This is a genomic window from Paenibacillus sp. J22P51 (assembly GCF_059692215.1).
Genome location: NZ_JCAUAZ010000018.1, coordinates 45,819 through 62,049 on the forward strand (window position 1 = coordinate 45,819; position 16,231 = coordinate 62,049).

Sequence of the window (16,231 nt, forward strand, 5' to 3'; positions counted from 1 at the left end):
TCACACATTGTATAAGGTTCACTAACAAAAATGAAAACCCTTTACAATATGTGAATTCAGGTTCTATTTGTCGATTGGATTTATCATAACACACCCCTTATGAAAACGCAAACTATTTCCAGAGTTTTACTAGTATAAAACTTAAAAAAGGGCTCCCCAACTTTAGTCTAGGTTGTCCCTTGGTCTCCAGACGGTTTGATGCGTGTTGCAGGGGGACTATACTTGACGTATCGAGTCTAGGAGGGTTTTTATTGTGTATAACGCAAGTATTCAAACGATATTATCAGTTAGTATTTTATTTGTCATTTTCACTTGGATCGGAAGCGTCAAAGCCTCCCGATTATTGTACAGCGGCAGCTTAGAGAAGCTGAACCGCAAAACGCGCAAGCTGCTATTTTGGGCATGGTTTCCTATCATTCCTGCGGCTGCTATTGTAGCTGCCATCGTCTGGCTGCAGATGAACATGAACCCGATTTTCTGGAAGGACCGCATCTTCTTGCAAGCGCCGCTAGTCGTTGTTCCTCTTTTGAGCATATGGTTCGTGGCTGTTCCTAAGCTACTGAAGCTTCGCTCTTTAACTAAACAAAGCTTAGCCGAGAGTCGTACCGTGATCGAGCCTGCCATGTTCCAAAGAGCGGCTAGTCCTGGCCTCATTTTCCCATATCAATTAACCGCGCTTAGCGCCGCAACCTCACTTTATTTCGCATTCGTGCCACCTGTTCCTTTCCAATGGCTGGACATTTCCATTCCTCTTGCAGTACTCATCGTACTTGCGGCTGGACTTTGGTGGAGACATCAGCTGCGTTCTAAGCAAGTTAGTAAAGTAGAAACCTATCAGGCTCCTCGTCTCTGGACGCGCGTTGGCACCATGACAGGCGTACTCGTCGTGATTGCGGGTATTGGCTTCTATTTAATTACGTTCGCAATGGACAAAAGCGTCCTGCCAGCCGAGATCGACATGGCTAGCGGGACGCATGATTACGGTGGCGGAGCAGCTGGAGAGCATGCTCATCATGATATGACTGCTATGGCGGGTATGGTGTCTGTCGCCGACCTGACAGGTCCCAAAGAGGGGATACCGGATCGTCGTTTTACACTCGTTGCGCAGAAAAAAACAGTCACACTCAGCTCCGGCAAAACCCTAGACGCTTGGACGTACAACGGACAAATTCCGGGACCTGAGCTTCGCATGAAGGAAGGCGAGCTCATCGAGGTCACTTTAACGAACCAAGATATTGATGTTGGCGTTACAGCTCATTGGCATGGATTAGATGTACCGAACGCAGAAGATGGTGTTGCTGGTGCTACGCAAAATGCTGTAATGCCTGGTGAAACCTACACGTACCGTTTCCGCGCCGAGCAGGTAGGCAGTTTCTGGTATCATTCGCACCAGGATTCACAAGAGGCGGTTAGTAAAGGACTTTTTGGAGCCTTGATCGTGGAGCCTAAGGAGTCTGCCAATACAACAATATCTACAAATCCGTTGAAAGATATCACTGTTATGACCCATCGTTGGAAGGATACGTTTGCTATTGGCGCAAATGATGAGCTCGATCGACAAACCGTCGCTCCTGGGACTCCTGTCCGGATGCGACTCATCAACACAGATGATTGGGTCGATCAAACGTACACATTAGTGGGTACACCTTTTGAAATCGCGGCTATTGATGGAACGGACCTGAACAAACCAGATCTGCTAACGAATACACGTGTTATCGTGCCTACTGGAGGTCGTTATGATCTCACTTTCGTCATGCCGGAACATCCTGTTTATTTGAATGTGGGAACTAATAAAAACGGAGGAATTCTCCTGTCTGCCGATGGCCAGGGGAACGTTCCTGAGTTACCGCAAACCGTAGCTTTCGATCCGCTTACCTATGGACGTCCTGCGGCTACATCTTTCAATGCGAACAGCAAATTCGATCGCGATTTCACACTTATTTTAGATAATAAATTAGGCTTCTATAATCGGAATTTCGATTTCCTCTACACACTGAACGGGAAAGTGTTCCCTGATGCACCGATGTTTATGGTGAAGGAAGGGGATCTGGTTAAAACGACGTTCATTAATCGTGGTAATGTGGAGCATCCGATGCATTTGCATGGTCATCATGTACTTGTGCTTTCACGCAATGGCAAGCCTTCCACAGGAAGTCCTTGGTGGTCGGATACATTAGATGTTCAGCCTGGGGAAACGTATGAGGTCGCTTTCGTTGCAAATAATCCAGGCTTATGGATGGATCATTGCCATAATCTCGTGCATGCTGCCGCTGGGATGTCGATGCATCTGATGTATGAAAGAGTTACAACGCCATTTTCGGTCGGGAGCGGTACACAGAATCATCCGGAATAACCTTAGCACGGGGGAACTAAAGCATGACAGAAGATCTATTTGGAGCCGCTGGATTTAGTTCCTTCGGACTCCTTTCTTTAGGGTCCATCGCTGCATATTGGAGCAGTCGATTGGCCTACAGCTCGGGGTATAAACAGCTGCGCCGCAGGACTTTTGGTCTACTCATCCTCATCCTGCTAGGTGAGATGCTCACCATTGTCAAAGCCACGATCATCCTAAACTCATGGCCGACAGGTTGGCCAGCGATGCAAGTGAAACTGGGGCTGGAGCTAGCATTGTTCGTCGCCCCAGCGCTGGCGACGCTGGTGTGGTCAGTGCCGGGGCTGTGGCGGTTGACTCGGCTCAGTGAAGTGCCGCAGGGCGAAGCCCTGCCTGCGGAAGTGCGTTCGAGCGCTGCGCATATCGCGGTGGCACTGCCAGTACAAGCGGTCATGCTAGGCGCGATGACCGTGTTCTTTTACACCTTCTTCACCGCGGTTCCGCTGCTGGTGAAGCATATATGGGTGCCGACGCTGCTAGCCGCAGTCGGCACGGCAGTGCAGGGGTATCGGCTGCACCGCCGATACCTCGCCATGCGCAGCCCCGCGTGGACGAAGCCACGGCTCGGGGTGCGGGTGGTGCTCGCTGCCGCCGGTGTCCTAGCGGCGGCAGCTGTGTTATGGATCTGGCTGAGCGCAGCTAGCCAGATGAGCCGTTTGCCCGCCGAAATGAACATGGCGGCGGGGGTCATGGACTACGGCGGCGGCGCAGCGCCGGCGAACAACGCCCACGCCCTGCACAGCATGGGCGGTACGAGCGTGGCGACGCTGACGGGTCCCCGCGAGGGGACGCCGGATCAGCGGTTTACGCTCACGGCTATGAAGAAAACCGTGACGCTCAGCTCGGGTAAACAGGTGGATGCGTGGACGTTTAACGGCCAGCTGCCAGGACCAGAGCTGCGCGTGAAGCAAGGCCAATTGGTGGAAGTCACGTTGGTAAACGCTGATATCGCGGATGGCGTTACACTGCATTGGCACGGCCTCGATGTCCCCAATGCGGAGGACGGAGTGGCTGGAGTGACACAGAATGCCGTCATGCCAGGTCAGACCTATGTGTACAGGTTCATTGCCAGTGACGCGGGCACGTATTGGTATCATTCACATCAGCAATCGTATGTGGGAGCTGGTAAAGGTCTATTCGGTTCGTTACTTGTTGAACCCGCTCCGTCTACGGCTGAAACCAAGCCAAATGAACTAGAAATCCCGATTGTTGCACACACCTATTCAACCCTAGACGGTACATCGAACACGATCTCTTTTGGAGCTTCGGATACGCGGCAAATCCAACAGATTTCACCGGGTACGCCGGTTCGCTTACGTCTTATAAATACAGACAATGAGCCGATGACGTTCAAGTTATTAGGTACGACTTTTCAAGTGGCCGCCATTGATGGAACGAACCTCCATGGGTCCACAGATCTAGTAGAGAAGGATTTACTCCTCGCAGCAGGTGGACGCTATGACGTAACATTCACGATGCCGCAGGGGGATGTGCTGCTAGGTCCACAGTCCGAGAAGAAGAGGGGTAACCATGCCTCCTTGGTGATGAGCCCAGATGGCCAGGATGGTGAATTCGGCAATGCTGCGAGTAAGCGCGGATCCGTGTGGGACCCACTGACGTACGGCAGTCCAGATGCCAACGCTGTTGCGGCATTCTCAGGACATTATGACCGCGAATTTCAGCTTATTTTAGATAAAAAATTAGGTCTCTTCAACGGAGGCTTCACGTACTCCTTTACGATTAATGGCAAGCTATTTCCCGATACGCCTATGTTGATGGTGAAAGAGGGAGACGTTGTGAAAACGACGATCGTCAATCATAGCAGCGCCAGCCATCCGATGCATTTGCACGGACACCATATGTTGGTGCTGAGTCGCAACGGGCTGCCTTCAACCGGAACGCCATGGTGGGTGGATACGTTGAACGTTGCCGCAGGTGAGACGTACGAGGTTGCTTTTGTCGCGGATAATCCTGGCCTCTGGATGGACCATTGCCACAATCTGCAGCATGCGACCGCAGGGATGACCATGCATCTGATGTATGAGGGGATCACAACGCCTTACTCCGTAGGAAGCGCAACGTTCAATCATCCTGAGTGACGGTTTTCACGAATTCGACAAGATTGAAAACAGGTTTTTTTCAAAAAAGAGGGAGGGCATGTCATGTTAACTTACACGTTGACAGAAATGACCTCGACAGTTTACTCTAGAGAAAAGCAGGCACGACATAATTGCATATGACTTCTTTCGTATAACCTTAATAATCGGATTAAGGGTCTCTACTTAGAAACCGTAAATTTCTAGCTACGAAAAATGTGCACTGACACAGGCATATTTTTCATGGCTAGTTTTTTTATGCCTACATTTTCATATATTAGGGGAGTAGGAGGTTTTCGAATGATGACAACTATTTTAATTAAAGATGCACAGATCGTGACCATGAACCGCAACGGAGACATACTAAACGGGGATATTTTGATCGAAAATGATCGCATTACCGCTATCGGACCTGATTTGAACCCCACACATATAGATAAAATCATTAACGCCAAGAATCGCACCATCATTCCGGGCTTTGTTCAAACGCATATTCACCTGTGTCAGACGTTGTTCCGTGGCAAAGGGGACGATCTCGAGCTTATGGATTGGTTGAAAAAGCGGATCTGGCCGCTGGAAGCCTCCCATGATGAGGAGTCGATTTACTACTCGGCGATGCTCGGTATTGGCGAACTGATTCAAAGCGGAACGACAACGATCGTGGATATGGAAACGGTGCATCACACTGATTTTGCTTTTCAGGCGATTGCAGAGAGCGGCATTCGAGCGTTGTCAGGCAAGGTGATGATGGACAAAGGGGACGAGGTTCCTTTCGCCTTGCAGGAAAATACGACAGAGTCGCTTCAACAAAGCGTTGATTTGCTCGAAAAATGGAACGGGCATGACGACGGACGCATCCAGTACGCGTTTTCTCCGCGTTTCGTCATCTCATGTACGGAAGAGCTGCTGCGTGAAGTTCGTAACTTGTCGGAACAATACAATGTGAAAGTGCACACGCATGCTTCTGAAAATCTTGGTGAAATCGAGATCGTTCAAGCCGAAACGGGCATGCGCAACGTCGTCTACCTCGATCATCTCGGCTTAGCAAATGAACGATTGATCTTGGCGCATTGCATCTGGCTCGATGAGCAAGAAAAGCGCATCATCCACGAGCGTGGCGTGCATGTCAGCCACTGTCCCGGCTCGAACTTGAAGCTGGCTTCAGGGATCGCCGAGACGCCTGAGATGCTCAAGCTGGACATCTCCGTCAGCTTAGGAGCAGATGGCGCGCCGTGCAACAACAATCTCGATATGTTCAACGAGATGCGGCTCGCTGCGCTGATCCAGAAGCCCGTCCACGGACCGACTGCGATGAACGCGCAGACGGTGTTCCGCATGGCGACTATCGGCGGTGCTCGCGCGGTCGGCATGTCCGATGAGATCGGCTCACTCGAAGTCGGCAAGAAAGCCGACTTAGCGATCCTCGATCTCAACAACTTCCACACGTATCCGTCCTACGACGTGGATCCGATCTCACGCATCGTTTACTCGGCGACGCGCGCTGATGTTGAGACGACCATTATTAATGGTCGGATCGTCATGGAAAACCGTATCATGCGGACGGTTGATAAGGACATCGTCCTTCCCGAAGCGAACCGCTCCATTCAGCGGTTGCTGAAGCGAGCTAACCTGCGCTAAGCCCGAACGAAAGTAAATACCCCCTGGCATTGGAAATATCCAATACAGGGGGTATTTCTATTCGTCGTCCAAGGAGCGCAATGCTTGATTTTTACGCTGCACCATCCTCATCAAATCCGCGTTCGCATCTTTTTCCTCTGCCATGCTAATCAGAGCCTGAACATCCTTCGGTAAACATTTGCCGCCATAGCCGCGGTTATCTTCATACACAAACGTATGACTACGACCTATTCTTGGGTCTTCCAGCCAAACTTCCCGCAGTTCATTGTAGTCGACACCATGAGCGCCTGCGATATCATAGAACTCATTACAAAACGTTACTTTCAATGCAAGGAAGCAATTCTCCATATACTTAGCCATTTCTGCTGTCCGAGCATCCGTCAGCCGAATCCTCACTTCAGCGTTATACACCTGCTGATATGCATGGACCACAAGGCTTGCATCTGCTGAAGCACCGCCCAAAGTGAGCCACGTGCGGTGGCGCAGGTCCGCGAAGTGGTGATCTACCGTTTCCCCATAATATTCCGGTTGGAACACGATTCGTTTCCCGGTCCGTTCCTTCATAGCATCCGTGAAGCCAACGGGTATGGTAGAACGAATAACTATCACTTTGGCTGTCAGCCATAACATTACTTCTTCCACTATGGACGTATCGCATTTGCCGCTTGGAAGCGAAGGTGTCGGAACACAGACGAAAGCCATATCACATGCGTTTACCTCATCTTGGCTGCCCATCTGTAGAGGTCCATCATATACAGCAGCCTTGGGAAATAAGGCATGAATCGCTTTGCCTACATGGCCATATCCAACAATTCCTATCTTCATCATTATCCGCGCTCCTCATGTTGATCATTCATCCATCGTCTCTTCCCCATCTGTTAAGCAGCCACTTTATCTTCCTGGATCTGCTCCTTTTCCTGACGCTTCTTCTGTACTGCCAGCAGGATGAACACTAAGAAGTAGTATCCCCAGTAACCAACAAATTCTTCCAGAGAAGGGTTCTGTGTATACCCAAGGAATGCTTTAAAGAAAATGCCGACTTGGCCGTTAATCAGCGGCTCTTTCCCATAATCACGCAGATATTGTACACCATCGATGGGATGCTCCGGCATAAAGGCCGTAATATTATAAATTTCACCGATTTGGTGACCTGCTGTTCGATATAAACTACCCATAATTCCTAAATCCTGCATGATACCAATAGCTTGAACAAAAAGACCCGCAGAAATCATCATGAGGAAGACAGCGGTTATGCGGAAGAAAGTACCCAGACGAATCTTCTTTGTCCCTTTGAAAAAGAGAAGTCCCACCACGACCGCCAGAATTAGCCCGAATAGAGCCCCCCAGCTTTCAAGTGCCTTCTGAATGTTGCCTCCCGTAATGGCTGCGAAGAAGAATACCGTCTCCACCCCTTCACGCACAACAACCAGAAAGGAATGAACAACCATATTTATGGCGCCGCCAATGGTCAGAATATGAGCAACCTTGCTCTGTACCTTCCCTTGCAGCTCACTGCTTTGCTTGCCCATAAACATAATCATATGTGTCAATAAACCGGAAGAGACGAGCATGATCCCGATTTTCAAGTAATTCTGACTGCCCATACTGGCAAATCCAGTTAATAATACTTGAAATGCCAAGGCCAAGCCGTAACTAACGACTATGGCGAAAAACACGCCAACCCATACCCATTTATGCCAGTGGATGGCATCAATACGCGTTAAATAAGTAAGGATGACACCTACAATGAGAATGGCTTCAAGCGCTTCGCGAAACGTAATAAGAAATGCCTGTAAATCCATGATCTGCCTCCTGTTCTCTTTCCTTGCATCTGAACATTGAAAAACACTTGTGCTTATGCAGCACAAGTGTCTCCCTTCTGAACGAAATGATTACCGAAGAATGATGATATCACCATTTTGATAGAATACGCCATAACCGAACAACTCAGCTACTGCACGCAATGGGATGAATGAACTGCCGTTTTGAAGAACAACCGGCTGATCCAATTTAACTTTCTCATTTACCTTACCATTCTCAACAACTTGATCGGAACCAGCTTTGATTTCTGTTTTCTTGCCATCTTTCGTGATCACGATCGTTTGCGTTGCTTCAACCCATTCAACTTGCGCATTAATCGCTTGTGCAATAACTCGAACCGGCACTAAAGTACGGCCGCTTTCTTGATTGACGAACGGAGCATTCTCAGCTGTGAAAGCAGCGCCGTTTACTTTATATCCTTTGTCGCCAACTTTTAAGCTGGAACCATCTTTATCAACGAGGAATTTTACGATTTCAAAAATAGACGCATTTGTAGCAGCAACATCGGATTTATCAACAGCTTCAGTTAATTTCGTAGCCGCAACACTTGCAGCTGCATATTTCTCTTTACCCAAGAACACTTCTTGGCTAGCGAGGAACATCGTACCTTCAGCTACATATCCACGAGCGCCTTGAAGATCGTTAGCTTCTTGTTTAACAATAATTTGGTTAAGGTATTCGGATACTTTACCAATCATCGTACGTTGAAGAGCGTCACCGATTTCATCTTTTTTGATTTTGCTTGCATCGCCTGATGCAAATGCATTTAATACGAAGTCGCCATCTGCAATACTTCCACCTTTAAGGTAAGTGTAAACAGGCATGAAGAGGAAGTAACCTTCTGTGATCGCTGTTGGTTGGTCAGCTGCTGCTTTCAAACCAACGTTTTCAGCGTATGTATACGTAGCAAGCGCGTAATTTTTGATCAAAGTTTTGTCAAGAATTTGACGATGGAAGTTAAAGTCGTTCAAGTTATTGTCTTTGATATCTTTTTGGATCAGTTCAATTGTCGTTTTCAAAAGCGCAACCATGTCCAAGCTATACTTCAAATCACGTTTCGCAACATTTGCTTGAAGTGCGCCTTCATAAATTTGAACCACTTTATCAAAAGCAGCTGTCGCTCCAGCAATATCACCTTTTGTCAAAGCAGGACGTACTTGGGTGCTCATTAGATCACGAAGTGCGAAGAAGAAATACCATTGCAAACCTTTGTCGATCGCTTCCTTGGCTTGACCAACTTGTGCATCTCCTTTAATTGCTGCATCCAAAACAAGCGAGATGCTTTCATCAATCTTAGGATCGGTCGCTTTGATAATCACATCAAGACGTTTTACATCATTTTGGAATTTATCTACATATAATTTCTTAATATCAGCAAGAACGGCTTTATCGGTTTTATCTGTGAAAAGTGCTTTAATATCAGTAAATGATTGCAGTCTAGCAGAGATCGTTTGATCTTCTTTAATTTGGAATTTAGTTTCTGCAAAAGCAACGGATGAAACAGTAACAACACTAGATAGAGCAATGGAAGCACTTAAAACAACAGCTAAAAATTTACGCATGGTAGTTTCTCCTCTAATCTGATTAGTTTATTGGTTGACCTTAACGGTTGGTTAAATCCACTTTCTTTTGCGAGCAAACCATACGGCCCCGCCGAGCACAACGATAACTCCACCGATGACAGCAACGCTGACCCATGGATTCGTTTTGTCCGAACGCTGCATAGGCGCATGAGCGGCTGCTTCTTTCACAGGCTCAGCTTTCGCAGTTGCGCTGACTGTCTCTGTAGCTTTGGCAGGTGCTTCTACTGTTGCTGTAGGCTTAGCAGCTTCAGCAGTTGGTGTCGGTGATGGACTTGCCGATGCCGATGCCGATGGCTCAGGTGCTTTCGTCTCCACAGCTGCTACATCAGGCGCCTTCGTCTCCGCCGGTTTGGTATCCTTCGTTGCAGCAGGTTGTTCTTGCTTAGGGCTAACCTCTACCTTCACAACGGGCTCTGGCTTCGGCGTCTCTACCGGCTTAACGGTAGGGGTCGGCGCACTTGTTGCCACTGGTGCAGTGAAAGCTTTATAAGGGAATAGCGGCTTTACCTTACCAAAGATAAAATCAACCTTCTCCTTAAATACTGCAGGCTGTACTGGCTTCTTCCCTACTCCGAACAATCCTGGATTACCCAATGCTTCGAGAGCAGCATCAAACGCCTTATCAATCTCCGCTTTACCTGACCCCATGTAGGGCTCTAGGGTATCATAGGTCGCCTTGGCTTTGGCCAATAGAAGCTTAGCACCCGCATAATCATCAATTCCTTGTTGCGCATACGTGAATCGACGATCCAAGTTCATGACAAGAACGGCTTTGAAATTAGCAATGACTAATTTATTGTCTTTCGCCTGGAAATTAGCATCTAAAGTGGTGCCTATTTCTTTACCAAAATGCGCTACTAATTCTGCTCTTCTTTCTTTGTAAGCACCTTCAGCAGCTCCCCAATCATTCGCTCCATCTCCAATACTGGCTTGCACCAGTTTAAAAGTTTCAGCGACATCTTCGGTATTGGCGTCACCGTAAGAATAGGCCAGCGCGGAAGTCGGCAGGATTATTAATGCCGCGAGAATTAAAGTCAATCCGGCTAGTAGCCATCGTTTCATATCTTCACCCCTGCAATGAATTTGATTCTCAATGTCATTGATAATGATAATCATTGTCCAAAGTTCTGTCAACCATTATTTAACAAGGTAATCATAGAATTTTACATATTATCCACAATCATTTTAAATATTGATCGCAATCACTAACGAACCCACTCGAATAAAATGACATGTCCATAGGCAGGATCAAACAGCGGATCTGATGTAAACTCAGCAATCTTCTTCAGATGTGCATCGACCGATTTGCCTTGCTGTGCAAATCCTTGCACGACATGATCCGTTAGGAAAACCCTACGATCAGAATTCGCACTCGCCAATGATTGAAAATACCCATACGTATAAATGCGCTCATGTTGATAGTCAGCTTGCAAGTACTGAAGGACCCTTGTTTCTTCCCACGTAAACAGGATGAGAGGCTCGTGTAAGCGGCTTAGATAGTCATGCAACTGATAGACCGCCGGCTCATCTATCGCTTGCCTTTTCAACAGCTGAGAGCCGTAAAATAGTTGGATAGCTATGAAGCCAAGGAGGAGCAGATATGCGATCTTCGGCGCTATGATTAGCAGACGCGTCTTAGGATCTGATGCCTTCACTGCATCTGCCATTCGCATCATATAAACAAATAAGATAAGTAAGATTGGAGCAACGACGGGTACGATATGTCGTGGCTTTTCAATATTTTGACCAATTAACGCCCATAGGGTATACAAGACTGCACAGCCGACCATCCAGAGTAAATAGCGCTTGTTCTCTTTCACATGCTTAGGAACTGCAACGAATCTCCGCACCACTGAAGTGATGACTAGCAAAACGGTAAAACACAAGCCAATGAGGACGGAACCGCCAAATAAAGCCGAACCCAGCAAGTTATGCCCGAATAGCTGAATGATTCTATCTCCGGGCGGCATTGACGTTGAGATCACACCACCGCCCCATTCAGAGAAATGGCCTTCTACGAAAGCTAAAGACAGCTTCCAAAATCCTGCTATGTTTCCTTCGGAAAGCACTAGGCCAGCTACCCAAATCAACTGGAACAGCCCTGCTGCCAGAGCTGATCCTCCTATTCGGAGCCATCGCTTCCAACGGGTAGCCCCCTGCTGCCAAAGCGAATACCAGAGGGGAACTAAGGCTAAACCGTAAGGAAAGAAGGATAGGCGTATGCCCATTAAAAAGCTGAACATGAGCAGCGCTAGCCCGTGGCGAAGCACAGAATTCGGTCGATCCATCGCAAAGCGGATACTCCAAAGAAACCACCACAGCATGGCCATACCTGCGCATTCCGACATGGGGCGCGAGGACATTAGCCAAATGTAGGGGCTGCTTAATACGAGTGCGGGCAGTAAAAGACTCTTGATACCGCTGCCCGTCAGTCGATGTGCTAATAAAAACATAGGAATCGCGGAGCTTAGTGCCGCTAAGGTATTGAAGACCGATAAGGCAAGAACAGGATTATTCATCCATTGGTTAATAAACCAACCACCCAGAATAAAGTAGGGATATCCAGGAAAATGAGGCTGCATGGCCAGTAAATCATACCGATGCAGAGCTAGCGTGAAGTCCACCTCGTCCCATGTACGCACATAAGGACTCGCATATAGCAGACTAAGGCAGGTCACACCGGCTATAACCACAGCTGCGTATAGCGCCAATAATACCGTATTACGTGTCATACGCTCGGTTCATCTTGATGCATCTGGACAGTGACCTTGCGCTTTTTGGAGACGGGACGTCTCATTTCTTTGTAAATCGCCGGAATTACGGAAGACACATACTGTCTGAATTTGATGAAGGATTGGCCCTTGGTCCGAACTTGGTACGAGATCGGAATCTCCTCTAACCGATAGCCCTGACGAACCAGATTAATCGTGAGCACCTGGGCATAGTTGTAGTCATGGATAATGGCGGCATTCTCCATGGCATCGCGTGAGAATCCGCGCATCCCTGATTGGCCGTCATAAATCCATCTGCGCAGCAATATCGCCTGCAGCAATGTAAAGGTATAGTTGCCTAAGCGGCGATGCAGCTTCATCCCTTGAATGTGGCCTTTGAAGCGTGAGCCAAAGGTATAGTCTGCGCGCCCTAGAATAATGGGCGCAAGGACGTCAGGGATTTGCTCCGGCGGATACTCATTATCCGCGTCGATCATAATGCCAATGTCGCCGCCGAGCTGGCAGCATTGCTTCAGCCCTTCACGAACGGCAGCGCCGAGCCCTCGATTGTGCGGGAACGACACAATGTGGTCAGCCCCCGCATCGCGCGCTATTTGGACGGTACGGTCCTTGGATCCGTCGTCGATCACGAGTACTTCCACCTCATACTGCGGGTGGAAATCTCTCGGAACGCGGGCGATGACCCCGCTGATATTCTCTTCTTCATTATGTGCAGGCATGAAAACGATAATTTTTTTCTTAGTCATGATGTTTGATAGCCTCCGTTAGAACAGGTCCACGACTATGACTCGGGAATGGAGCTCCTAGTAAGTAAGCCAGCGTCGGCGCCATAGATACGAGTGAATGCTTCTCATCAATACGACGGCCTGCCTCAATGGTGGGACCGTGCAGGAAGAAAGGTACATAACGCTCGCCTTCGTCGAGATGACCATGTCCGCCAATGCCGTCAGCCTGCCCGTGATCAGCACAGATGATCAATGTCGTATTCGCCATCATGCCACGCTCTTCGAGCCAGCCGACAAACTCTTCAATGAGTTGATCTGCTTCTGCAATCTTCTGCGTGTAATCATCGTAGAGAACGCCTCGACTGTGACCCGTTTGGTCAACCCCAATCAATTGGGCAACGAGTAAGTCCGGATTTTGTTCCGCCATAATCTTCTTGGCTCGTTCAATAATATTACGATCCGCAACATCGTTGTGCATGACAGCCGTCACACTCTCAACATCGTCTCCCATGGAGTCGATTAAGTGTGCGATCCCCAGCAAACGCCCTTTTTTCCCCACTTTACGCAGCGAATCGAAAATACTCTCAACCCGAATACCGAGTCTCCACACCATATTGGAGCGAATGCCGTGCTCGCGGGGATACGTTCCCGTGAACATCGAGGAGAAACAGACCACCGTACGCGCCGGATACACGGTCTCCATTTGCGCATATTCTGTACCTTCCGCTCGCAGCTTCTTCATAAATGGAGCGTTGGCTTCCTCAAAACGTTCTTTACGCATGCCGTCAACAACGATGACGATAACCTTACGGTTTAATGCTTCTCCGCCCGCTTGTACAGTACTTGAATCTCGTGTATAGGTAGGAATTTCAGCTGGCTTCCAATCGAATAGATAGCGGTGAAGAATGAATGCGTAAATCAACAGGCCCCCTGCAAACAGCAGCCCAATGCCGACATCCGATGAGGAGGTGCTGCCTTCTAAAGCACTTTGATAGTAATGGCTCCACACAAATAGCAGCAACAAAAATTTAGGCATCTGTTCCTGCGCATTGCCGCTAGTGGAGTCACTATTTTTCAAGACAAGCTTCCAGAACCGAGTAAAATTCCACCATGTCGTGCCAATGCGCAAATGATAGTAAAACGTCCCCCAGAAATAAACCGTAAAGAAATAAAATAAACCTAATGCCACTAGGTAAAGGGTTAAATTGGGCTTTTCCCAGATTAGTAAGGCTGCCAGCAGCGGAAACCATAAATAATTTCGCAAAAACAGCGGGAAATCAAAGCAATAATACAATACAAAAAGAGGGAGGGTGACGAGCAGCCCCACTAGGGCAGCCGACCAAAAGCTAGCATCCGTCCATGCCCCCATATGATAGAGCAGGAAAGTACCCACAACAAAAATCGGGGTAAACGGTTTCCCTTCGTTCAATAGATTCCAACAACGTGCTGCTACAATTTCAAATGATGAAGCTTTTTTCATGATATTTCATCCTTCCGTACGTCGTCTTGCGATGTTCGTTTATTCGTGGGCTTAGTGACAATCTGCCTAATCCAAGTTTTCATTTCCCGCCATTGCAGGGGTATGCGCCAAAGTGAGTAAGCTCCGAAGCCAAAAGCAAATAGAAACTTAAACGTGTGTGATAAGAGAGCAACCCGATAAGCCGCTTTCCCCTCCGCGCCTAGTAACACTAGCGAACTGCTCATTGTACTCTCATACGTTCCAATTCCACCTGGCGTTATATGAAAGATTTGCCCCGCGATCGTCATGCTATTGGCCCAAACAAGTGAAATAGCCCCAAGGTTCAAGCCTAGCATATGTATGACGCCATAGATGACCCCCGCCTCTAAAAGCCAACTCAGGGTAATGAAGCCTATAATGACTGCACCTTTTCTTGAAAGCATTTTTAATTGAAAATGGCTGGTATGTTTCACTATGAACGGAATTCGGCGTAGGACAGGTAAATAGTGAGCAGTTCCGAGAATGAAGATGGCTCCGACTAGACCTGTTACCCATATCCAGGAGGAAGGCAGCCCCAGCCGAACGATTCCGATACCGCCAAAGCCAGCTAGCACCAACATATCCAACAGCCGCATAACAGCAACAGAATGGAGCGCTTCATCCCATAACTTTCCGCCATATTTCATGAATAATCCTGTGCGAACACCATCACCGACTTTAATGGGGAGCAGATGGTTGACCAGCAGACTGTAGCTAATTGCATGGACATAGACACTGAGTTTCACTTCAGGTGCTGCATACATTCGCCAAGCTGCCGCTTTGAAGAAGAAGCTGAGTAAATAGGCCGCAATCATGATAACCAACCACTTCGGCTGTGCGAATAGCTGTCCAACATCATGCAGCCATTCCTTGGAATCGAACCATTGCCATGTTAAATAGAGTGAACAAGCGACCAGAAGAATCGCTATGCAACGAATGAACCATTTCTTTAGTGACATTCAGAAGGACCTACTTTTTTTTAATGGAGATACGATTTTGCAAAAAAAATGAGAATGAGAATCATGGTCAGTATAGGGGGTTTACTAACATTCGTCAATCACTTCTTAACAGCGCCAGTGGCCATGTATGAAAATAAAGAAAAACAGCGATACAAGACTAGCTTCTTGCATCGCTGTTTTCATTTTTCACCGTATGCATACGGGATGGTACCATTTCCAAAATAGGCCCACAAGACCGCGTAACGCGCGACGAGCAGCTCGTCTGGGCAAAAACCTCAGCCGCATGACTAATCGCTTGCTGCTGCCGCTCAGACTCGGCCAGAGCCGCTTCTGTTTCGCTCCCTACTCGAACAACGTGTCCCCTGCCTGCCTTTTCACAAATCTAACGCACGCTTAATATGACAAATTTATCCGTAAAATTCCTGAAAAAAGGAGCCACACCCCAGTAGCCGATAATCGCTTCCATGAGAAAGCCCCTTAAATATAAAAGAAAGACCCTTAACTAAAAGTTAAGGGTCTTTCTAGAGAATGCTATATTTGCAAGCTGAAGCTTACAGTTTTACAACGTTCTCAGCTTGTGGTCCGCGGTTGCCTTGAACTACGTTGAACTCAACGCGTTGGCCTTCGTCCAAAGATTTGAAACCTTCGCCAGTGATTGCGGAGAAATGTACGAATACATCGTTTCCACCTTCAACTTCGATAAATCCAAATCCTTTTTCTGCGTTAAACCATTTAACTGTTCCTACTGCCATGGGTAATACCTCCAAAGTTTTATTAACATGTCTTT

Annotated in this window: 12 protein-coding genes and 1 riboswitch; of the genes, 3 read left to right on the plus strand and 9 right to left on the minus strand. The window is 47.9% G+C overall.

Annotated features, from left to right (window positions below):
• The first annotated feature begins 253 nt into the window (after positions 1-253).
• From AC58QC_RS26325 to AC58QC_RS26335, 3 genes are all read left to right on the plus strand, one after another.
• A complete protein-coding gene (locus AC58QC_RS26325) occupies positions 254-2,353 on the plus strand; it encodes a multicopper oxidase domain-containing protein (RefSeq protein ID WP_497418017.1) in 2,100 nt (699 codons plus the stop codon).
• 23 nt (positions 2,354-2,376) lie between these two features.
• Positions 2,377-4,491 (plus strand): multicopper oxidase family protein, encoded by a 2,115-nt coding sequence (locus tag AC58QC_RS26330; protein ID WP_497418018.1) that lies wholly within the window; start codon positions 2,377-2,379, stop codon positions 4,489-4,491.
• A 127-nt stretch (positions 4,492-4,618) separates the two neighbouring features.
• A riboswitch (purine riboswitch) is annotated at positions 4,619-4,718 on the plus strand.
• 73 nt (positions 4,719-4,791) lie between these two features.
• Positions 4,792-6,126, plus strand: a complete 1,335-nt coding sequence (locus tag AC58QC_RS26335) for a 5'-deoxyadenosine deaminase (RefSeq protein ID WP_497418063.1) — start codon at positions 4,792-4,794, stop codon at positions 6,124-6,126.
• A 57-nt stretch (positions 6,127-6,183) separates the two neighbouring features.
• On the opposite strand, the gene AC58QC_RS26340 is transcribed toward AC58QC_RS26335, so the two are convergent.
• The 9 genes from AC58QC_RS26340 to AC58QC_RS26380 all read right to left on the minus strand — a co-directional run bounded on the left by AC58QC_RS26340 (position 6,184) and on the right by AC58QC_RS26380 (position 16,196).
• On the minus strand, positions 6,184-6,954 hold the full coding sequence (locus AC58QC_RS26340) for a Rossmann-fold NAD(P)-binding domain-containing protein (RefSeq protein WP_497418019.1): 771 nt from the start codon (positions 6,952-6,954) through the stop codon (positions 6,184-6,186).
• A gap of 50 nt (positions 6,955-7,004) precedes the next feature.
• Positions 7,005-7,928 (minus strand): FTR1 family iron permease, encoded by a 924-nt coding sequence (locus AC58QC_RS26345; RefSeq protein ID WP_497418020.1) that lies wholly within the window; start codon positions 7,926-7,928, stop codon positions 7,005-7,007.
• A 90-nt stretch (positions 7,929-8,018) separates the two neighbouring features.
• On the minus strand, positions 8,019-9,509 hold the full coding sequence (locus AC58QC_RS26350; RefSeq protein ID WP_497418021.1) for a copper amine oxidase N-terminal domain-containing protein: 1,491 nt from the start codon (positions 9,507-9,509) through the stop codon (positions 8,019-8,021).
• Positions 9,510-9,560: 51 nt separating this feature from the next.
• Positions 9,561-10,592, minus strand: coding sequence for a hypothetical protein (locus tag AC58QC_RS26355; protein WP_497418022.1), 1,032 nt, complete (start codon positions 10,590-10,592; stop codon positions 9,561-9,563).
• Between the two features lie 143 nt (positions 10,593-10,735).
• Positions 10,736-12,262, minus strand: a complete 1,527-nt coding sequence (locus tag AC58QC_RS26360) for a hypothetical protein (RefSeq protein ID WP_497418023.1) — start codon at positions 12,260-12,262, stop codon at positions 10,736-10,738.
• On the minus strand, positions 12,259-13,008 hold the full coding sequence (locus AC58QC_RS26365; protein ID WP_497418024.1) for a glycosyltransferase family 2 protein: 750 nt from the start codon (positions 13,006-13,008) through the stop codon (positions 12,259-12,261). Before AC58QC_RS26365 ends, AC58QC_RS26360 begins: the two co-directional genes overlap by 4 nt.
• The gene (locus tag AC58QC_RS26370) at positions 13,001-14,467 is read right to left on the minus strand and encodes an alkaline phosphatase family protein (RefSeq protein WP_497418025.1); all 1,467 of its coding nucleotides are present in this window, start codon (positions 14,465-14,467) and stop codon (positions 13,001-13,003) included. Before AC58QC_RS26370 ends, AC58QC_RS26365 begins: the two co-directional genes overlap by 8 nt.
• Positions 14,464-15,444 (minus strand): lysylphosphatidylglycerol synthase transmembrane domain-containing protein, encoded by a 981-nt coding sequence (locus AC58QC_RS26375; RefSeq protein WP_497418026.1) that lies wholly within the window; start codon positions 15,442-15,444, stop codon positions 14,464-14,466. Before AC58QC_RS26375 ends, AC58QC_RS26370 begins: the two co-directional genes overlap by 4 nt.
• A gap of 551 nt (positions 15,445-15,995) precedes the next feature.
• Entirely contained in the window at positions 15,996-16,196 is a 201-nt protein-coding gene (locus tag AC58QC_RS26380) for a cold-shock protein (RefSeq protein ID WP_028555213.1), read from the minus strand.
• Positions 16,197-16,231 lie beyond the last annotated feature (35 nt).